The sequence below is a fragment of the Litorerythrobacter xanthomarinus genome (assembly GCF_046254955.1).
Taxonomy (GTDB): Bacteria; Pseudomonadota; Alphaproteobacteria; order Sphingomonadales; family Sphingomonadaceae; genus Qipengyuania_C.
This window is the reverse complement of sequence record NZ_JBJXRG010000001.1, coordinates 1478052-1497208: the sequence shown is the minus strand read 5'-3', so window position 1 is coordinate 1497208 and position 19157 is coordinate 1478052. Positions and strand designations below refer to the sequence as shown.

The following is a 19157-nucleotide window of genomic DNA, read 5'->3' as shown; positions in this document are numbered from 1 at the left end:
GTCGTCACTCTCCCTTTACCCGGCATCGCCGGGAATACGTTCCAATTCAGTCAATTCGTAATGCGTCATCATGTAGCCGCCGACTTGCGCCTTAAGCAGGATGTAGTCGCCATCATCGGTGACCCAGATATCGTAAACCGGATGATCGCCATCAGCCGATCCTTCAGTGTTCTTCGAGCGGTCGCCGTAGCAAAAATGGAGCGCATCGAAGGTGCCGGCCGCAACCGTCAACTCTTCGCGTCCGATGAACTCGACAATCATTCCGGCATCATGCCAGACCAGTTCCGGGCCGGTGGCACCGCGATGATCGAGCGAGGTCATCAGGAATTCGTCGAACACTTTTACATGCGGACCCCGTGCAAGATCGAGCGAATGCAAGTGCCAGGCGTCGCCCTGGATTGGGTGCGCGCCGAACAGCTCGCCCGGCCGGGAATAATCGATGCGCTGCGAGATACGCCCACCGTTGGCCAGCCAGCCTTCGCAAATGGCGTGATCATCGTGAAAGCGATACCAGCTCGATCCCGAGGTCTCGTCGCCAACCGCCAGCCGCACGAATCCGTCGCGCGTAATCCAGTCTTTATCGAGGGTCAGCACGACGTCGCGCATCACATTCGGGGCGTCATCGATTTCGCAATGCGCGCGGATAGTGCGGCGCCCATCACCATGCTTGGTGATCAGGAACTCCTCTCGCCCGCGCTCGGCATTGGCGCGCTCGGGCTTGCGGCTGGTGTAAAGCACCCGGCCGCGAATTGTTTCATGTGGACGCATTGAGTTTCAAGCCATATTGTCCGGACAAATTATTCCTAAAGAGAGGTGCCCATGAAAGCAACACGCGCGGACCTCATCCGTTGGCGGCAATCGGGTGCCGGAGCACTGGGCAACGCCTTGCAAGGCGGCCTGATTTTCTGGTCCATGGGCCTTTACACCTCGACCTTCGAAGATGAGTTCGGCGCGCCGCGCGCCCGCATCACCCTGATTGAATCCTTCCTTTCGATCGGTGCCAATCTGATGTCGCCGTTCGTCGGCTACTTCGTCGACAAATGGTCCGCGCGCGCGATCATGGCGATGGGCGCTGCGATGCTGGGCTTCGGCTTTGTCGTGCTGAGCCAGGCCGGGACACTGATCCACACTTACACCGCATTCCTGATCTTTCTGCCGCTGGCCGCTTTGGCGCTCGGAGTGATGCCCAGTTCGACCATTATATCGCGTTGGTTCCGTAAGCGGCGTGGTTTGGCGCTCGGCATTTCAGTATCCGGCAGCTCAATCGGCGGGGCCATCTTTCCGATCATCGTGGTCGGCCTGTTTGCCGCCTTCGGCTGGCGCACAGCGTTCCTGATCATGGGGGCCTCCCTATTGGTGGCGGTGCCGTTTCTGTATTGGCTCGTGGTCGACCGGCCCGAGGACGTCGGGCTCGAGCAGGAAGAGGAAGGCGATGCGGCCGGCCAGGAATTGACCGCAGTCGACCAGGTCGACTGGTCGATCCGCGAGCTGCTCACCACAGGGCAATTCTGGCTGCAAACGCTGATTTCGGCATCGCTGCTGGCGGTGACGCTGGGGCTCCTCGCCAATCTCAGCCTGCACGCGAAGGACATGGGGCTGTCCGGCACGCAGACCGCTACGTTGTATTCAATCCTCGCCTTCCTGTCCTTCGGCGGAAAGATCGTGATCGGTGCACTGTTCGACAAGCTCGGGCTGCGCGTCACCGGGCTGATTGTCGCAGCGCTGATGGTGACCGGGCTTGTGATCATGTATTTCGCTTCCACCGCGCAAGCGATCACGCTCGCCTGCATCCCGATCGGCCTGGCATATGGCGGGGTGACGCCGATGTGGACCAATATGATCGCGCGCGGGTTTGGGGCAAAGAGCTATGGCCGGGCAATCGGCGTGATGAACCCGCTCCACACGCCGATCACTGCCAGCACGGCGCCGCTGGCCGGCTATATCAGCGACACGACCGGATCCTACGAATTGGTGTTCCTGATTTACATCGGTCTGGTGTGCTTTGCTGGCCTGTGTATGACCCGGCTGAAACCGCCTCAGCATAAGAGCCTCGAAACCACCAGCTAGGCGGCTGACCAAAGAAAAAGGGCGCATCTTGCGATGCGCCCTTTTCGTGTTGGTTGTCCGCTTCGATCAGAAGTCGGCGATGACCCTGAGGCCAACGGTCCGCCTGTCCTGCGGCGTTACGGCCACGCCTTGGAATGCAGTCAGCGTCGGGAAGAATGTCGGCGTAGAGAAGTCGGTCCAGCGTGCACCGGCTGCCCAAGCATCCTCGTCGAACAGGTTGCGGACGAAAGCTTCGATCCGCATGCCATCCCGTTCAAGTCCAACGCGTGCATTCACCAAGAAGTAATCTTCGGTAAACGCGAGGTTGGACTCATCGACGAAAGCCTCTCCGAAGTAGATCACGTCGCCGCGCGCGTACCAGTCCCAATCCTGCGTGAAGGTATCGGTGTAAGTGGTGGAGAAGTTACCACTCCATTCTGGGAAGCGGGGTTGCTGGTTGCCCTGCTGGTCCGAGAAACCGGCAAACGGCTCAACGAAATTAAATTCGTAATCCGTGTACTCATTCTTGGCCCAAGTCACATTGAGTTGCGCAGTCCAGTTGTCCGACAGGACAGCACTCGATTCAAGCTCAATACCGTAGAGCTCCGCTGAGCCCGTCGTGAGAGTATTGCGGCTGTTGAAGAAGGGAGTGAGGCCACCCATGCCGTCGTCGATCTGGGCGACATCGCCAAGCTGTACGCCTGGGAATGTACAACCTTCTTCGCCAAGCTTTGCAGCGTCGCAGGTCTCATTGATTACAGCCGTGCTGCGGCCCTTGATGTTTTCCCATTCGTAGTAGTAGGCTGACAGATTGATCTGCAGCTTGTTGCCCATGAGCGATTGCTTCAGCCCAATTTCCCATGCGTCCAGCTTTTCTTCCGGAAGGATGACAGAAGCAGAAGGCAATTGTGCTTGGTATTGCGCAAGCTCCTGCGCGTCAGCAGCCGAGAGGAAGGTATTGATGTCTCCCTGCAGAATCCCTTCCGCATAACTGAAATACAAGTTCGTATCGGGATTTGGCTGATAACGCAGGATAAAGCGCGGCAGGAACGCCTTTGACGTCAGATCGAGAGCAGAGTCGTCGACCCCGCCCGCGGTAGGGACACCGCCCTTGGTCAGCGTGTCATCCTGATAACGACCTTCGAGGATGAGCGTTAGTGTGTCGGTTATGTCGAAATCGACGGCACCGAAGATACCGAGAACTTCCGAAGTGTCGGTCTGCGTGAAGGAGTTGGGGAAGAACAGCGGAATAACGCAGTCGGCATAATCGAATGTCTGCGCAAATACGAAACATCCGGTCGAAGCGTCACCGCCACCGCCACTCGTAATGAAATCCTGCTCATAATAATTGATGCCAACCATCCAGCGAAGACGCTGATCCTGAGGAGAGGTAAAGCGAGCTTCAAACGTCTTGTCTTCGATTGATTGCGGATCGCGCGAGAACCAACCGATATTGTCAGTCAGGTCGAAGTCACGGATCCAGTTGACGCCCTGCTCATTGAGGGCAGCAAGTACATCGATCGAATAACCGCTATCGAACTCATAGCCGATCTTGGCACTGTAGCGCTCAGTCCGACGTTCCATACCGACCCGATCGATCGACGGGACGCCCGGTGGCAAAGTCGCGTCAGCAATCGAGTCCAGAAAGAACTGAGTGACGGCGGTATTACTCGAAATGATGGACCCACCGTTTTCGGTCAGCGCATCGTCAGGACCAGGGAGCCCGCCACAGATGTAATTGACCGGCATTGCTGTTTCACCCGCACCGGTCGTGACGGTGGTTCCTGTGCAAGTGTCATTCAAGCGGCCTGCCACGAATGCGCCGGCTGGTGCTCCATCGCTGTCTTCAGTGTAGGACGCACGAAGCTTTACATAAAGATTGGGTGTGGGCTCCCAATAGACGACACCGTTGAGGGCCATTGTTTCCTCGTTGCCCAGACGGCCGCCATCGTTGGCCACGTAATGGCCACGCTTGTCGTAGTAGCGACCAGATAAAGAGATGCTCAACTGGTCCTCAATGACGGGAATTTCGACGATGCCCGAGAGGTCGAACGTACCGCGACTGTCGACCGAAGTTTCCACCTGGCCGTTGAATTCTGTCAGACTCGGATTGCGGGTGATGAAGTTTACCGCACCACCGAAAGTGTTGCGGCCGAAATAGGCCGATTGCGGACCTTTGATAACTTCGACGCGCTCAACATCCACCAACGAGTTCGAAGTACCGCCATTGAGAATATAGACGCCATCGATGAAGAAGGCGCCTGTCGCAAAAGTCGGCGAGAACTGCGAAGTACTCATTCCGCGGAAACGGAGCTGAGTGTTGTAGCGTCCCGGCTGTTGGCCACCTTGGTTGGAGAACTGGAAACCCGAAGATTGCAGCGAGATATCTTCCAGACCTTGGAAGCCTGCATCTTCGATTGCTTCCTCGCCATAGGCCGTGATTGCAACCGGAACTTCCAGCAGCGTCTCTTCGCGCTTACGCGCCGTCACGATAATGGTGTTGCCGGAAATTTCATCGGCATCGGCGATCGTCGTGTCCTGCGCATCCTGAGCGAATGCGGGGCTGGCCGCGATGCCGAGCGCCAGCGGAGCGGATGCACACATTAGTAGATTGCGCGAAGAAAATTTCATCAATGCCTCCCAAAAAGCCACCCGAATGCTGGATCGCACACCCAACCCACTTCAGGCCATAGTCGACGCTTTCTAATTCAGAGAATTTGTCCAGACAAGCATAATTTGTCCGGACAAGTTGCATTCCTGCATCACTTTCTAGATTTCCAGAATAATCTTCCCGAAATGGTGCCGCTCGCCGACCATTTCGTGCGCCCTCACCAACTCTGAAATCGGAAGCACCGTACTGACGATGGGCTTGAACGTGCCGTCGGCGAACTTCGGCAATGCACGCTGACGGAATGTATCCATCGTCACCGGAATGAACGCGGGGCTGGTCGAGATACTCATCGAAAGCAGCTGGAGGTTGTGCGTCCCGATGATCAGGTTGATGGTTATGTCCTTGCCCGATGTCGAGCCGTATAGCGTCACGCGCCCGTCCATGCCCATGCAGGCCATCAGCGCCTCGGCGGTTTCCTGGCCGATCGTCATCATGCCGACGCCGCAGCCCTCGCCGCCGGTTTCTTCGGCGATGCGCGCGGCCATGTCTTCGGCCTTGTAATTGATCGCAAGATCGAGGCCGTATTCTGCGGCCTTGCCCAGCTTTTCGTCCTGGCTCGCGGTACCGGCCACCCATGCGCCCGCTTGCTTCGCGATTTGCAAAGCCGCGCTGCCGACGCTCGACGCCACCGCTTCGATAATCACGCGCTCGCCGGCCTGCAGCCGCGCCACGGTATGCAGCGCGTGCCAAGCTGTCAGCCAGCCGACCGGAATGGCCGCGCCTTCGACATAGGTAAGGTTGTCCGGCAGCTTCATCACATGGTCCTTGTGAATTGCCACCTTCTCGGCATGGGCACCGCGCGCCCTGCCGAATACCCGGTCACCAACCGCATAACCTTCGACATTCGCGCCCACTGCATCGACGTCCCCCGCGGCCTCCATGCCCATCACGAAGGGAAGCGGCTGGCCCGAATAGGTCCCGGCGCGCATGCGTGTTTCGGCAAAATTGATCCCGCTGGCCCGCACATCGATCACCACCTCATCGGCGCCGCATTCGGGATCGGGGAGGTCTTCCCACAACATATTCTCCGGGCCGCCAAACTCGTGAACGATGAATCCTTTCATCACTTTGATCCTTTCTCGAGAAATGTCTGAACCTCTTCGACTTCGAGCCCCGATGGGACGCGCGCGAGGAGGAAATAGAGCAGGCCGGCCAGGAACAGCGGCGTCCCGACTACGACCGACAAGCCGATGTCCCAGCCATAGCGTTCGGCAATGAACGAGGCGGCGAGCGGCCCCGATGCCGAGCCCAGGGTCACCGCGAACGAGCCGCAGAACGCCACACCGGTTGCGCGCAGGCGGGTCGGAAAAATCTCCGCGACATAGGCAAATTTCGCCGCTGCCGTGCCATAGAAGAACATCGCCATGAGCGAGTAGGCGGCAAGCGACGCAGCAAACCCTGTCGGCCCCCAGATAAGGAATTGGAAGGCAAAGGATCCTGCCAGCGTCCAGATCACCACCGTGTCCCGCCGGTTGAGGACGAATTCGCCCACGTATGCCGCGCCGATATAGCCCAGCACGCCGACGAGGTTCCCGATCCCGATGAACAGCGAATAACCTTGCGGATCAAAACCGCGATCTTCGGCCAGGAAGCTCGGCAGCAGGAAGATCGATCCGGCGTAGGCCCACACGAACAGGAACTGCGCGAAGAACAGGATACTGGTGCGCCGCGCCATGCCTGGTGCGAAGAGATCGCGCACGCGCGCCTTGTAACTGCATTCGGACGCGCGCTGGAAACGGGCCGGTTCGCGGATGACCCGGTTGATCACGAAAATGAAAGGGATGCTGATCAAGCCGACAAGGAACAGCATACGCCAGCCGTAATCAGTAAGGATCCACGCCGCCCACAACGAAGCGACAAACCATCCCAGCGGATATCCAATTTGCAGCAGGCCAAGGAAGAAGCCGCGCCAGCGCGCGGGAAATTCCTCGGAAACCACCGCGCCTGTGACCGGATAGCTGAGCCCCCCGACCGCAATTGAGCTTCCCCGCAGCACCGACAAAGTCGCCGGATTGGGTGCGAACATATGCAGCGTCACAAGCAGCGATGAACCGATGAAGGAAAGTTGGAACATTCGCCTGCGCCCAAGCCGGTCGGTCAGAACCGCCAGCGCGACGATCAGTAAGCCTCCCAGCACGAAGGCGGTGCTCACAATGCCCATCACCCCGGGTAGCGAGAGACCGAATTCTTCGCGGATCTGCGGGATCGCGTAGCCGAACAGCGCCAGGTCCATCTGCGCGAAGGCATAGGCGATCAGGCAGACTACAAACGCCTTCGTGGGATAGCCTTTAAGGCTCGCGACAGACGCCGCTTCGTTCACTCGGGTTGCTCGCTGACGGTCCAATAGACGCCGTCCGGCGCATCGAAGCAGATCGATTTCTCACCGAACTCGTTGTCGCATACTTCAGTGATGTTTTGTGCTCCTGCACTGGCAGCAGCCTCCCTGAATTCGGCAATGTCGCGCACCCGGTAGCTATAGCAGCCCAGCCCCCGCGCCCCGATGCGCGATATGTCGCGCAGGTCCTTTTCGCCGCTATAGGGCGAATAAACCTGCAGCATTCCCCCCGGGCTGTCGGGGTGGACGAGCCGCTCGATGCAGAAGGTCTGACCATCGTCCAGCTTCAGCGCCTCGATCGTAGGTGCTTCCTCCCCGCTATCATGCGCTTCGCCGTTGGCCATTGTGACGAGACCGAATACTTCCTTGTAGAAATCGGTCGAAAATCCTCCGACCGGCTGGACGATATTGGCGTGCGTTCCTTCGGTGTTCTGGAACGGGAGGTTCTCTGCAAAGGTTCCGAAACCGGGCCGCTCGAAACCGACCCGCTCGACAAAGGCCAGCCGGAATTCATCGCCCAGAGCCACGAACTCCCTCAAGCCCATGAACGGCGCGGCAAGCGAGATTTGCGGTTCGGGCCAGGCGAAAGCCGCCCGCACCAGGGCGGTCAGCGACCAGTCATGATTGCCCTTGATCTTTTCGCCATGGATCGCCTCGCTGACACGCATACCGTCACGGACATAGATCCCCATCCATCGCCCGCCGACGTCGATCGCCTTGGCGCTCCCCAGCCCTTCGTTTGCCAGCTCGCTCCAGAATTGAAGCCGGACATATCCCGTGTCGCATGTATCGCAGCCTGGATGGGCGAGCTTGACCGACTTGAGGTCCGACGCGTGGCCATAGAGCGCCTTGGCCTGCGCCGCATGCAGTTCACCCTCCGCAACCGGTTCAAACCCGAAATAGGCCCAGAATTCGAGCATGCGGTTGAAATCGCCCGCCGCATGGCCGTGGATGAAATCGTGTATGCCGGATATTGCCATCGGTTCAGGCGCCGGTTCGTCGGTCATTTCGTCTCTCCACCATCAACGCATTCCAGCCACTCACCCGCTGCACCAATCGCCACCGCAGCGCGCCGTCCGTTGTAGGGAGCGTGCGTTATAGGCTTGGGCGGAGATCTCCATTCGAGATCGATGGCATCTAGATTGTTTACCGCGACACTCACCATGGCGATACCCGGCGGCAGCTCGCCGTAGCGGCGTGGGCGCGCCCGTGTCTGTTCGGGATAGCCATCGAGCTCGAACGAATAACTGCGCGCCAACCGAGCGGATGACAGTGGGTAGCGCGTCTCTCGCGGCAGGCCGAGCGCGCGCGAAAGGACGGTAATCGGAAAGTCGCTTTCGCCAACGATCTCCTGCCCCAGATCGGCGTAGAAGCGCTTCATGGCATCGTGATCCGGGCCGCCCGCAACCATGATGAAGCCGCGATCGACCGGACAGTTCGCCGTTCCGAAGAATTCGGCATAATCGCCCTTCAGCCGCGTCAGGTAGAGTATCTCTCCCGAGGGGCCCTGCACCTGCATTGCGCGGGCGTTGGGATTGCCGCCAAGATCATAGGGCATGCCGATCACTTCGAAAGTCGAAGCTGCTAACCTCTCGGCCATCGCATCAGGGTCCTGAACCAGCAATTCGGCCGCATTCCAGCCGTGCGTCTGCAGCGCAGCATAGCCTTCGGTAGGTTCGGCCTCGACAAAGCGGAGCGCGAAGTCTGCACCGCTTTCCGGCTGCATCAACAGCAGCGGGGCGCCTTCCATTGCCGGGCAATCCCACGTCTCGGCTTCCGAAGCGCTTACAGCTCGCCGTTCCAGATCCCGATAACCAAATGCCTCGCCATAGGCGCGGGCCGTCTCGCCGATATCATCGACGATGATGGTCACCGCCAGAACATGATCAAGCGAGGCTATGAATCTCTCCTGCAATTTTCGGACAGTCCCGGCCACATTTTGAGGCTGGATATTTGTCCGGACAAATGTGTATACAGCTCCATCATCCGCTGTAAAGCGCACCGATCCGCAACAGGAGTGATCCGAGTGAAGCGCACATCGCAATTGGGAATTTTCGCCACCACCGCCTGCATAATGGCAGCAACTTTGATGCCTGCGCAGGTGCAGGCCAAACCGACCGCTTGCGACTATGCGGCAGCGCATCCGGACGATCCCGACAAGGTCCTGCCGGGCTTCGAGCGGTCCGAGATCGACCTCGCGGCAGCAGAAACGACTTGCCGCGAAGTGCTCGAAGAGATGCCGGATCACGCGCGCACGAACTACCTGCTGGGCCGCGTGCTGTTCTACCAGCAGCGGCAGAATGAGGCATTGCCGTTTCTCGAAGCGGCTGAAGACGCTGGCTATCGTCAGTCGATCTTCGTGCTCGGCTATATCGACAAGGAAGGCTTTATCGAAAGCGCCGATGCCTGCCGCGGCCTTGACCGCTTGCGCCGCGGCGTTTCGCTCGAGCATCCGTGGTCGGGCTATCATGTCGTCGACGGAACGCTTTCCGGGAAGTTCGACGATTGCGACAGCCCACCAGAACGCGCCGAGCTGCAACGCGCCATGGCGCTTGTGAGCGAGAATGTGACCGTCGCCGCATCGGAAGGCCGCGTCGAAGCTCTGATGAGAAAGTTGGCAGATGCCGAAGGGAGTGAGGGATGATGACTATCGATCTGAAGCAAGCCGCGCTGGCGCTCGTCGCGATTGCAGGGTTGTCGGCACCGCTAGCCGCGCACGAAACCGTGACCGTCGGACCCTACGAGATCACCACTTTCGATCCCGCCAACCATTCGCAGGAGCCGACCGAATGCGACAAGTTGGCGTCGCATCCGGAAGACCCGTTCAGCGTGTGGGAAGGCAAGTCGAGCTCGAGAGATATCGACCTGCCCGCTGCGATCGAGGCCTGCCGCAAGGCAGTTGAAGCCGATCCGGCAAATCCGCGGCTCAATTACCAGCTGGGGCGCGTCTATGGCTATTCGCAGCGCGGCGATGAAGCCATGCCCTATCGCAATGCAGCGATCGAGGGCGGCTATCCACAGTCGCTTTTCGTGATCGGTTACATCTACATCGAAGGTATGAATATCGAGCAGGACGTGTGTCTCGGTGCCGAACTGATGCGGCTTTCGGCCTTCGCCGGTCGCTTCGCCGGGCAGGTCGGCTTTCCGCACTATGTGCTTTCAGGGCGGTTCGATGATTGCCCGGTCACCAAGGACACGGACGAGATGCTCGGCATGCTGGCTGCGGCCAAGCCCCAGGGTTTCTACCAGAACCTGCTCGTGGCCTCGTTGAAGGAACGGGTCGCCTCAGCCGAGTGAGCGCTGTATGGCAGGCACCAAGAAACGGAGTGATGATAGAATGACCAAGCGTTTTCTGGCCTCGGTGGCCGCGGTTTCAACGCTTCTCGCCGCCTGTTCAACGGGCGAGAGCGAGCCTGCGGAAACGGGTGAAACTGCCGCCGCGCCTGCGGAACCGACCGACACGGCGGACTCCGGCGCAGATCTTGATCCGATGGCGACAAAGGACGGGATCGCATACGCCAGCCTCACCGGCGATGCCGCAGCCGGCAAGATCGTATTCGCGCAATGCCGCAGCTGCCACGTGACCGACCCCAATATCAATCGGACCGGTCCTTCGCTGGCAGGTATCATCGGCGCACCCGCGGGAGTGGTACAGGGTTACAACTACACCCCTGCCAATGCGAACAGCGGTATCGTTTGGACCGAAGAGCAGATGTATGTTTATCTCGAGGACCCGCGGCGGACGATCCCTGGCACCAAGATGGCCTTCGCCGGCCTCAAGGATGCCCAGAAGCGTGCCGATGTGATCGCCTATCTCAAGGACCCAAGCTAGGGTCCTAATCCTGGGCGTTCAGGAACACGCCCCCGGCATCTCCGATATCCACTGGTCGATCAGCGCGACCCCTTCGGTGTGCGCCAGCGAGCGTCCGAGCTCGGGCATCATGATCGAAGGGTCGGTCGATTCCATGCGGAAGTGGAAGATCGATTCGTCCGGCTTGCCTGGCACTATTCCGTAGAGCCTGCCGCCAGTGCCCTTGCCCGCTGCGATCGGCAGCTTGCACAGGCCGAGCGACTGCGCGACCGGCGCATCGTGTTCAAGCAGCAGGCCGGACGTATCCGCCGGGCCCACGCGATTGTGGCAATGCGCACAATTGATATCGAGATAGGCACGCGCGCGTTCATCGAGGCTTGCTGATCCATCACTCCATACCGCAGCGCGCGGCGCTTCGCCCGCATCCGGCGCGCCGCTCAGCAGACCCGCCGTAGTCCACGCCGCCAACTGGTTTTGCGCGCCGTCACGATAAGCAAAGGCCTTGTTCAGATGGCGTGCTTTCGGCCCAATCGGTTCGATCTTTTTGGTGGTCGCATTGGTCGCATGGCAGCCCGCGCATTGGTTGGCATTGGGGACGATGTAATTGAAATCCTGCGCGCTGTCCCCGCTCGCCATCCTCAACCGCTGGGCATCGCCGGTGCGTTTGAGTACCGCGTCGGTCTGCTCTTCGTTCCAGACATAAGGCAGCGCGACCCAGCCTTCCTCGCGGTGGATCAGCAGCCGCGTTTCGATCAGCTGGACATCGGACAGGACAAAGCCGTCCTTGAGACGCTCCGCCGTCCGGTCATCCTCCTTGAGGAGATCGCCGTCGCCTACCGGATAATAAAATGTCTTGGAGATCACCGTCCCGACGGGAAAATCGAAAGTCTCTCTGGCAGCGTAGTTCGCCGACTGCCCTTCGGGCAGCCACACCGTGCGCAGCTTGTGCGCATAATCGGTGAAGAGCGAGGAATTGAGATCGTAAGCGGTCACGCGGTCATTGAGGCTAAGCGCACCGTCGCTCACCCTGAGCAGGTTCCAGTCGCTCAGCCTCTCGGGATTACCCTCGGCATGGAACACGGGTTCGCTCGAAGCAGTCTGCACCGCATCGCCGCCGCTCTGGGAGCAAGATGCAAGCAGCAGCGCCGCGCCAATCGCCGCGCTGACAAGGCGAACCCTCGCAAACATTATTCCGCCAGCGCGAGCTCGACCGCAGGCAGCTTGGGCAGCGTGCATTTGTGATCGCTAATATCGTCACTGGGGTTCTCATTGCCGTTCTGATTGTCGACATTGATGATCCCGGCATCGCCATTATCGATGCAGATCCGCTGGTCTTCGGGCAGCTTGCCGTTCACCAGCTTGCGCTTGTTGACATAGCCATCCCACAGCACATCGGGGAAGCTGCCCGTCGGTCCATACATCGCGGTCTTGAGCGTTTTGAGGTCGAGCCCATCGGGCGAAGATCCGCCGCCCGAAAGCTCGTTGCCGTGAATGAAGATCGCTTCGGGATAGGGATCGTATCCCGCCACCGCCTCACTCTCCGAATAGTTGGTTGAGTAGACGCTCGAGATGATGATGTTGGCGGTATCGTTGTCACGAATCTCATTCTCGAAGATCTCGACCTGGTCATGCGAACTGACCACAATACCCGATCCCGCCGGAACGCTGGCCACTGCGGTACCTTCGACCCCGAAATTGTCGGTATTGTTTTCGTAGACCTTGTTGTTGAACACGCGCGTGCGAATGCCTTCCTGCGGGAGGTTTGGCATGTTGAACACGAGGATGCCGCCAGTGTTGTTGGTGGCGACATTGTCATAGACATCGGCATCAACCGTGTTTTCGATCTCGATCCCGGCGACGTTGAATTCGGCGCGGTTGTTTCTCACCACCACATTCTTCGACTGGCCAACGTAGATCCCCGCATCGGAAGCGCCGATCGCGACATTACCTTCCATCAGCACATTGGTCGTCTGTACCGGATAGATGCCGTAGGCTCCGTTCTCGGTCTTCGGGCCGCCGGTCCATTCGGTCCGTACGCGGCGAATGATGATGTTCTCGCCTTCGGAGACCTTGAGCGCGTCACCCTTGCTGTCTTCGATCGCGAGATCTTCGATGGTGAAGTCGCTGGCGGTGACCAGCAGACCTTCCGCGCCCGCGACCTGCGGCTTGAAGGTGAGGATTGTCTTGTCCATCCCCGCGCCGCGGATGGTAACCCCGTCAACCGTCAGGCTGAGGCCGCGGGTGAAGGAGAACACACCTTCGGGGATATCGATCACATCGCCGGGCTTGGCATCGAGCAGCGCGGTCTGGAGCGTTTCCTCGTAACTCGGATCAGCCTCGACTATCCCGTCTTCGCTTGCCGAACAGGCAGCCAGCGCGGCTGACGTCAGCGCCGCAAAGCCAAATTTTACCAGCTTTCTCATCTTCCCTCTCCCCGAGCGCGTTTGCGCAGCGCTCGCTCAATCCGGCGAGAGGATGAAACTGTAGCGCCGCCTTGGCAAGGGGCATTGCACTTGCCGCTACGGCATCCGTTCAGATCGGATAGACCAGGTGCCCCCCATCAAGCACCAGCTCCTGTCCGGTCATGAAATCGCTTTCCTTGGAAGCGAGGAAGACTGCGATGCCTTCCATGTCGTCGAGCTGGCCGAGCCGCCCGATCGCCGTGCGGCGCTCGGCAGCTTTCTTGACCACATCGCCGCCTTCCATCGACATGTCGGTTTCGACGAAGCCCGGCAGGATGGCATTGGCGCGAATTCCCGCCTGTCCCAATTCGACAGCGAGCGCCTTCACAAGGCCCGAAACCGCCGCCTTGGTCGCGGAGTATCCCGCCGCGCCGCCCATCCCCATATGTGCGGCAATCGATGCAGTGACGATGAGCCGACCGCCCTGCTGACGCTTCAGCATATGATCGGTGACCGGCGCAAAGGTCTGCACCACGCTCATCAGGTTGAGGTCGATGGTCTTGAGCCAGGTCTCACGGGTCGTCTTGTGCGACATGCCGCGGAAACCGCCTCCTCCCGCATTGGCGAAGCAGCTGTCGACCTTTTCGAAACGCTCAAGTGTTTGCGCGAATGCCTCGGCGATTTGCGCCTCATCGGTCACATCGCAGACATAGCCCTCGGCGTCACCGCCCAGCTCGCGAAGCTCGGCAACGGCAGCCTCGTTCTTGTCGGCCTTGCGTCCCCAGATCGCGACTTTCGCGCCCGATTTCACCAGCCCGCGTGCATACGCAAGGCCGAGCCCGCTGTTGCCGCCTGTTATCAGGGCGACGTGCCCACCGAGATCGAACATGTGTACTCCTATAGGACGCGACTGCGCTGATTATTGACGAACATTCCAATAAAGGTCAATTGTAAGCGCGTGATCTATTGCCGAGACCGCCATCAGTCCTGCCTTGAGGAACCTCTCCACCCCTCTGGGCAATCCGGCCATGCTGCGATACCGCTCGGCTGATGGACGGCTCGCTCCTCTTCACGCTGGTCAGTTGTGTCGCCGTGATGGCGTTGATCGCCTGGGTCAGCTGGCTCAAGACGCGCGGCACGGTAGAAACGCGCGACGGCTACTTCCTCGCCGGGCGGGGATTGGGCGCAGCCTTCATCGCCGGATCGCTGTTGCTGACCAACCTTTCGGCCGAGCAGCTGATCGGCCTCAATGGCTCCGCCTATGGCTACAATCTCTCGAGCATGGCGTGGGAAGTGACCGCAGCTGTGGCCACTGTCGCCATGGCCTTCCTTTTCCTGCCGCGGTACCTTGCGGGCGCCTTCACCACCCTGCCCGAATTCCTCGCCGACCGTTTCGATGCGGGTGTCCGGCGCATGTCGGTGCTGCTGTTCATGCTCGGCTACGGGCTGGTGACGATACCCTCAGTGCTCTATTCGGGCTCGATTGCAGTTATGACGTTCTTCGATGTGCCGACCTTGTCGGGCCTTGAGACGTTTCCATCCCTGCTGCTGACAGTCATCGTAATCGGGCTGACCGGCTCAGCCTATGCCGTGTTTGGCGGTCTCAAGGCCGTGGCCGTATCGGACACGCTCAACGGCATCGGCCTGCTGTTTATCGGCTTGCTGGTCCCGATATTGGGCATCATGCTGCTAGGCGAAGGCAGTTTCGCGGGCGGCTTCGAGCGGCTGCTGTCCGATCATCCCGACAAGCTCAACGCGATCGGCTCGGCGAGCGATCCCACGCCATTCGGGACGATCTTCACCGGCATGATCTTCGCCAATCTATTCTATTGGTGCACCAACCAGTATGTGATCCAGCGGACGTTGGGTGCAAGGTCGCTGGCCGAAGGACAGAAGGGCGTGCTCGCTTCGGGCTTCTTCAAACTGTTCGTGCCCTTCATGATGATGATCCCGGGAGTGATCGCGTTCCATCTTTACGGCGCCGGGTTTGCGACCATCGACCTAGCCTATCCGCGGCTCGTCGAAGATGTTTTGCCGGCCTATCTGACCGGCGTCTTCCTCGCGGTCTTACTGGGGGCGGTGTTCAGTTCGTTCAACTCGCTGCTCAACAGTGCGGCGACATTGTTCACGCTCGATATCTACGCGCCAGCGCGCAAGCAGGCGAGCGAGCAGCATCTTGTGCGCGTCGCCAAGATCGCCAGCGTGGTGATCGCACTGTTTTCCTTCGGCGCCGCGCCTTTGCTCTACTTTGCCGAAGAGGGGCTTTGGCAAGTCGTGCGGATATTCACCGGCTTCTACAATATCCCGACGGTCGTGATCGTGATCATGGGGCTGTTCACGCGCCGCGTTCCCGCGCTCGGGGCCAAGCTGGTGATTATTTTCCACGTCATTGCCTACGGCCTGCTGCGCTTCGTCTTCGACGAGGTCGTAACCCTGCACTTCATCCACCAATATGCGGTTCTGTTCGTGATCGAGGTCGGCATCATGCTCGCTGCCGGATATTGGCGGCCACGTGCGGAAGCCTATCAAGCGAAAGTTACACCGCAAGTCGATATGACACCGTGGCGGTTTGCCCGCCCGGTTGCCTTCACGCTGCTATCCTGCGTTGTCGCGCTCTATATCGTCTTCTCACCCATCGGATTGGCGAGCGGCGAACCGTTGGAAATGACGTTCGGTATCTTGATGGCACTGCTTGTGGCGGCAAACCTGATGGCGTGGTGGATGGCGGGGCGGAAACCCGCGATCAGCTAATCAGCGAAGCCAGTACGCGCCGTTTTCCCTCGAATGGATTGCGTCCGTGCATCACAGCGAAATTGTCGACCAGCACGACATCACCTGCTTGCCAGGCGTGGTCATAAGTCAGCTCTTCCGAGATCGCGATGGCAGCCGCCATGTCCGCGCCTGTGATCGGCACGCCATCGCCGAAAGTGACCGCGCGGGCGGGATCGTTCCGGCTATCCGACCAGCCGCAGAATGCCGCGATCAGCTGATTGAAGAAGCTCTTGCGGCCGTCGCCGAGATCGCGAACCGCAGGCAACACCGGTGTCGTCGCGCGCATGCTGTCATCCTCGCGCCATTCCCATTCATAGCCGAGAGCCGCCAAACGCGCCTCGGCAGCATCCTGCGTCTCGACCCCCAGAGTGCTGCGCCAGCTGCGGCCCTGCCCAGAACTCGCGTCGTCCGCGCCGGGCATGACATTGGCATAGCGCACACCGCGCTCTTCGAACGCCTGCGCCGCTGCCGGGTCGCGCTCAGTCATTTGTTCGAACAGCAGGTCGGATCGGCACAGCGGCGTGGCCCCACCTTGCTCAGCCGCGATCTCGCAATAGAAGAACAACTTAGCCGGATAGATCGGTGTCTGCGCCATTTCGTGGTGGAGGTAGATCGTCGTAGTCGGAGGCGCTTCATTGGCGGTGAAGACGCGCTCGGTCACGTTCACCCGTACTGCATTGCTGAGCGATTCCGCATAGGTGAAACCGGGCTCGCCATAGGCCTCGACCGCCGCGTCGAAGCTGACCGCTTCGGCCACATCGAAGCCGCGAAACAGGACTGCGCCTTTTTCCGCCAATTGCGTATCTACTGCGTGCTTCTCTGCAGCCATAAAGCGGGCCAGATCGCCCTTGCCTTCAAATGTCGCGGGTGTGCTGTCCATCGCAATCGCCTCAGTCATAGATCGGGTGGAACGTGCCAAAGGCTGCTTCGCAGAACACGCCCGGATCGTTGAACCGGCGGTTGCGGTTGAGCGCGGAGATTGCTTCCATCTCATCATCGCTCAATTCGAAATCCCCGATCGCAAGGTTCTCGCGCATCCGTTCCGGCTTGGAAGTCTTGGGAATGATCGAGGTGCCGCGCTGGACACCCCAGCGCAGCACAACCTGCGCCGGCGTTTTTCCATGCGCATTCGCGGCCGCTTTCACCGCTTCCTGCTCGAGGACGCTTTCGCCTTCGCCCGCCATGTCAAGCTCGACATAGGACAGCGCGCCGAGCGGCGAGAACGCAGTGACGCCGATACCGTATTCGCCCGCAAGACGGAGCAGTTTTTCCTGCGTCAGATAGGGATGCGCCTCGATCTGGAGGATCGCGGGTTTGATCTGCGCATAGGTCATCAGGTCATGGATGAGCGCAGAACTGTAATTGCACACGCCGATCCGTTTTGTGAGCCCCTTGCCGACCAGTTCTTCCATCGCGCCCCAGGTCTGATGCAACGGCACTCTTGCGCGCTTCATCCCCGAGTTGCTGGCCGGATCGTGCACCCATTCGGGCGGATAGCGCACGTCGATTGGCACATACTCGAGCGCGATCGGGAAGTGAATCAGATAAAGGTCGAGATAATCGACCCCCAGATCCTCGAGCGATTTGCGGCACCCCTCCTCGACATGCTCGGGCGCGTGGAAAGTGTTCCAGAGCTTGGAAGTGATCCACAGCTCTTCGCGCGAGACCAGGCCGTCGGCGATCGCGCGAGCGATACCCTGCCCGACCTCGATTTCATTCCCATAGTCCGCCGCGCAATCGAGATGGCGATAGCCTGCCAGGATCGCCTGGTAGGCAACGTCCGCCGTCTCCTCGCGCGCAACTTTCCAGAAACCGAAACCGACGGGTGGAATTGATTCAGGCACCGAGGCCTCCTTCTTCACTAAAATCGAGTTCGACCGGCTGGCCGGTGGCTATCGACTGCTGGGCAGCGGCGCCCATCTGTACCGAGCGCAAGCCATCGATCGCGCTCACTTGCGGCGGGAGGCCTTCGATCAGGGCACGCTGGAAATGCTGGAGCTGGAAATAGGTTGCGCCGTGGTGATCGCCGGCCGACAGCGCATTGGCAGGTGTGTCGACATGCTCGACCTGCGGCCCTGAGCGATCGCGCGGTGACCAAGTGACGTCAGCCGCCGGGATGGTTACGTCAAGCCTGCCTTTCTCGCCCAGCACGTAGATCTCTTCCTGCTGCTCCGCCCCCTCGGCAAACATGCACAGATCGAGCACCGCACGCGCGCCGCCCGCAAATTCCACAGTAACCAAAGCGTTGTCGAGGATGTCCGGCACTTCGCCGCCATATTGCTCGTCGAGATGGTTCACGTCCTGCGCGCCGCTGGCGAAGATCCGCACCGGCTCGTCGCGCAAGGTATGGCGCATAAGATCGAAGAAATGGCAGCATTTTTCGACCAGTGTGCCGCCGGTGTTGCGATTGAAGCGGTTCCAGTCGCCCACCTTGGGGAGGAATGGGAAGCGATGCTCGCGGATATACATCATGCGCGGATTTCCAGGCTCGCCAGCGTGGACGCGATCGACGAAGCGAGTGACCGGCGGCATGTAGCGATACTCCAGCCCGACCCAGAAAAGCGCGGGATAGTCGCGGGCGAGGCGCGCGATTTCTTCGGCATGCTCAACCGTGGTGCATAGCGGCTTCTCGACCAATATCGGTAGCGCGCGCGGCATCACCGATTGCAGGATCCCGAAATGCGTGTGATTGGGCGCAGCGATAATCAGCGCATCGGGCCGCGCATCGGCGAGCATGCCCTGCATATCGGAGTACAGCGCGACCTCTTGGTTGAGCGATGCAGCAAGCTTTTGGGCATGATCGCGCGAAGCTTTGTCCGGATCGGCTATTGCCACGAGCTCGGCTTCGGGCACGAGCGCGATATTGCGCATGTGCTCGCGCCCCATCATGCCGCAGCCGATTATTGCGTAGCGAGACGAACTCATGGGCGGTTCATATCAAGGGTCGTGGCATGAGAGACACAATCGTGAACTGCTTTCGTTTCCTGGCTATGGGTGCATTGTCTTCGCATGTCATTTGGTGCAGCTTTGCTCTCGGGAGTCAAACGCCGTTCTGTCTTTTATTGACTATTTGTCAAATTATATTGACTGGCGGCTGGAGATGCAGCAGTTTCCCGATTG

17 protein-coding genes are annotated in these 19157 nt (G+C 59.8%); 5 read left to right on the top strand and 12 right to left on the bottom strand.

The annotated features are described in order from the left end of the window. Positions 1–15: 15 nt before the first annotated feature. Entirely contained in the window at positions 16–768 is a 753-nt protein-coding gene (locus tag ACEWMW_RS07450) for a DUF3108 domain-containing protein (protein WP_409413252.1), read from the bottom strand. A gap of 51 nt (positions 769–819) precedes the next feature. On the opposite strand from ACEWMW_RS07450, the gene ACEWMW_RS07445 reads away from it, so the two are divergent. Next, on the top strand, positions 820–2067 hold the full coding sequence (locus tag ACEWMW_RS07445; protein ID WP_409413251.1) for an MFS transporter: 1248 nt from the start codon (positions 820–822) through the stop codon (positions 2065–2067). Positions 2068–2133: 66 nt separating this feature from the next. On the opposite strand, the gene ACEWMW_RS07440 is transcribed toward ACEWMW_RS07445, so the two are convergent. From ACEWMW_RS07440 to ACEWMW_RS07420, 5 genes are all read right to left on the bottom strand, one after another. Then, on the bottom strand, positions 2134–4677 hold the full coding sequence (locus ACEWMW_RS07440; RefSeq protein ID WP_409413250.1) for a TonB-dependent receptor: 2544 nt from the start codon (positions 4675–4677) through the stop codon (positions 2134–2136). 138 nt (positions 4678–4815) lie between these two features. Beyond that, a complete protein-coding gene (locus tag ACEWMW_RS07435) occupies positions 4816–5781 on the bottom strand; it encodes a quinone oxidoreductase family protein (RefSeq protein ID WP_409413249.1) in 966 nt (321 codons plus the stop codon). Beyond that, complete coding sequence (locus ACEWMW_RS07430) at positions 5781–7037, bottom strand: MFS transporter (protein WP_409413248.1); 1257 nt, start codon at positions 7035–7037, stop codon at positions 5781–5783. Before ACEWMW_RS07430 ends, ACEWMW_RS07435 begins: the two co-directional genes overlap by 1 nt. After that, entirely contained in the window at positions 7034–8059 is a 1026-nt protein-coding gene (locus ACEWMW_RS07425) for a VOC family protein (RefSeq protein WP_409413247.1), read from the bottom strand. Before ACEWMW_RS07425 ends, ACEWMW_RS07430 begins: the two co-directional genes overlap by 4 nt. Beyond that, positions 8056–8988 (bottom strand): VOC family protein, encoded by a 933-nt coding sequence (locus tag ACEWMW_RS07420; protein ID WP_409413246.1) that lies wholly within the window; start codon positions 8986–8988, stop codon positions 8056–8058. Before ACEWMW_RS07420 ends, ACEWMW_RS07425 begins: the two co-directional genes overlap by 4 nt. Positions 8989–9126: 138 nt before the next feature. Between ACEWMW_RS07420 and ACEWMW_RS07415 the strand changes: the two genes are divergently transcribed. The 3 genes from ACEWMW_RS07415 to ACEWMW_RS07405 are packed head-to-tail and all read left to right on the top strand — an operon-like array spanning position 9127 to position 10884. Continuing rightward, complete coding sequence (locus tag ACEWMW_RS07415) at positions 9127–9696, top strand: hypothetical protein (RefSeq protein WP_409413245.1); 570 nt, start codon at positions 9127–9129, stop codon at positions 9694–9696. Further along, a complete protein-coding gene (locus ACEWMW_RS07410) occupies positions 9693–10349 on the top strand; it encodes a tetratricopeptide repeat protein (protein ID WP_409413244.1) in 657 nt (218 codons plus the stop codon). The genes ACEWMW_RS07415 and ACEWMW_RS07410 overlap by 4 nt, the downstream gene beginning before the upstream one ends. Positions 10350–10389: 40 nt before the next feature. After that, positions 10390–10884 carry a c-type cytochrome gene (locus tag ACEWMW_RS07405; RefSeq protein ID WP_409413243.1) on the top strand — a complete coding sequence of 165 codons (495 nt, stop codon included), beginning with the start codon at positions 10390–10392 and terminating at the stop codon, positions 10882–10884. Between the two features lie 18 nt (positions 10885–10902). Here ACEWMW_RS07405 and ACEWMW_RS07400 read toward each other — a convergent pair whose 3' ends face one another. The 3 genes from ACEWMW_RS07400 to ACEWMW_RS07390 form a co-directional block, all read right to left on the bottom strand. Continuing rightward, on the bottom strand, positions 10903–12051 hold the full coding sequence (locus tag ACEWMW_RS07400; RefSeq protein WP_409413242.1) for an SO2930 family diheme c-type cytochrome: 1149 nt from the start codon (positions 12049–12051) through the stop codon (positions 10903–10905). After that, positions 12051–13286, bottom strand: a complete 1236-nt coding sequence (locus ACEWMW_RS07395) for a parallel beta-helix domain-containing protein (RefSeq protein ID WP_409413241.1) — start codon at positions 13284–13286, stop codon at positions 12051–12053. The genes ACEWMW_RS07400 and ACEWMW_RS07395 overlap by 1 nt, the downstream gene beginning before the upstream one ends. Before the next feature lie 109 nt (positions 13287–13395). Then, a complete protein-coding gene (locus tag ACEWMW_RS07390) occupies positions 13396–14154 on the bottom strand; it encodes an SDR family NAD(P)-dependent oxidoreductase (RefSeq protein WP_409413240.1) in 759 nt (252 codons plus the stop codon). A gap of 161 nt (positions 14155–14315) precedes the next feature. Between ACEWMW_RS07390 and ACEWMW_RS07385 the strand changes: the two genes are divergently transcribed. Further along, entirely contained in the window at positions 14316–16016 is a 1701-nt protein-coding gene (locus ACEWMW_RS07385) for a solute:sodium symporter family transporter (protein ID WP_409413239.1), read from the top strand. On the opposite strand, the gene ACEWMW_RS07380 is transcribed toward ACEWMW_RS07385, so the two are convergent. Genes ACEWMW_RS07380 through ACEWMW_RS07370 form a run of 3 tightly spaced genes read right to left on the bottom strand, consistent with a single transcriptional unit; the run spans position 16009 to position 18962 of the window. After that, the gene (locus ACEWMW_RS07380) at positions 16009–16935 is read right to left on the bottom strand and encodes a TauD/TfdA family dioxygenase (RefSeq protein ID WP_409413238.1); all 927 of its coding nucleotides are present in this window, start codon (positions 16933–16935) and stop codon (positions 16009–16011) included. The genes ACEWMW_RS07385 and ACEWMW_RS07380 overlap by 8 nt on opposite strands. Further along, the gene (locus tag ACEWMW_RS07375; RefSeq protein WP_409413237.1) at positions 16928–17881 is read right to left on the bottom strand and encodes an aldo/keto reductase; all 954 of its coding nucleotides are present in this window, start codon (positions 17879–17881) and stop codon (positions 16928–16930) included. The genes ACEWMW_RS07380 and ACEWMW_RS07375 overlap by 8 nt, the downstream gene beginning before the upstream one ends. Continuing rightward, the gene (locus ACEWMW_RS07370) at positions 17874–18962 is read right to left on the bottom strand and encodes a Gfo/Idh/MocA family protein (RefSeq protein ID WP_409413236.1); all 1089 of its coding nucleotides are present in this window, start codon (positions 18960–18962) and stop codon (positions 17874–17876) included. The genes ACEWMW_RS07375 and ACEWMW_RS07370 overlap by 8 nt, the downstream gene beginning before the upstream one ends. Positions 18963–19157: the final 195 nt, after the last annotated feature.

What these genes read in the sequence shown, in the direction of transcription:
- ACEWMW_RS07450 (WP_409413252.1), bottom strand. Translation starts at nt 768, where the DNA reads ATGCGTCCACATGAAACAATTCGCGGCCGGGTGCTTTACACCAGCCGC.
- ACEWMW_RS07445 (WP_409413251.1), top strand. Translation starts at nt 820, where the DNA reads ATGAAAGCAACACGCGCGGACCTCATCCGTTGGCGGCAATCGGGTGCC.
- ACEWMW_RS07440 (WP_409413250.1), bottom strand. Translation starts at nt 4,677, where the DNA reads ATGAAATTTTCTTCGCGCAATCTACTAATGTGTGCATCCGCTCCGCTG.
- ACEWMW_RS07435 (WP_409413249.1), bottom strand. Translation starts at nt 5,781, where the DNA reads ATGAAAGGATTCATCGTTCACGAGTTTGGCGGCCCGGAGAATATGTTG.
- ACEWMW_RS07425 (WP_409413247.1), bottom strand. Translation starts at nt 8,059, where the DNA reads ATGACCGACGAACCGGCGCCTGAACCGATGGCAATATCCGGCATACAC.
- ACEWMW_RS07415 (WP_409413245.1), top strand. Translation starts at nt 9,127, where the DNA reads ATGGCAGCAACTTTGATGCCTGCGCAGGTGCAGGCCAAACCGACCGCT.
- ACEWMW_RS07410 (WP_409413244.1), top strand. Translation starts at nt 9,693, where the DNA reads ATGATGACTATCGATCTGAAGCAAGCCGCGCTGGCGCTCGTCGCGATT.
- ACEWMW_RS07405 (WP_409413243.1), top strand. Translation starts at nt 10,390, where the DNA reads ATGACCAAGCGTTTTCTGGCCTCGGTGGCCGCGGTTTCAACGCTTCTC.
- ACEWMW_RS07400 (WP_409413242.1), bottom strand. Translation starts at nt 12,051, where the DNA reads ATGTTTGCGAGGGTTCGCCTTGTCAGCGCGGCGATTGGCGCGGCGCTG.
- ACEWMW_RS07395 (WP_409413241.1), bottom strand. Translation starts at nt 13,286, where the DNA reads ATGAGAAAGCTGGTAAAATTTGGCTTTGCGGCGCTGACGTCAGCCGCG.
- ACEWMW_RS07390 (WP_409413240.1), bottom strand. Translation starts at nt 14,154, where the DNA reads ATGTTCGATCTCGGTGGGCACGTCGCCCTGATAACAGGCGGCAACAGC.
- ACEWMW_RS07385 (WP_409413239.1), top strand. Translation starts at nt 14,316, where the DNA reads ATGGACGGCTCGCTCCTCTTCACGCTGGTCAGTTGTGTCGCCGTGATG.
- ACEWMW_RS07380 (WP_409413238.1), bottom strand. Translation starts at nt 16,935, where the DNA reads ATGACTGAGGCGATTGCGATGGACAGCACACCCGCGACATTTGAAGGC.
- ACEWMW_RS07370 (WP_409413236.1), bottom strand. Translation starts at nt 18,962, where the DNA reads ATGAGTTCGTCTCGCTACGCAATAATCGGCTGCGGCATGATGGGGCGC.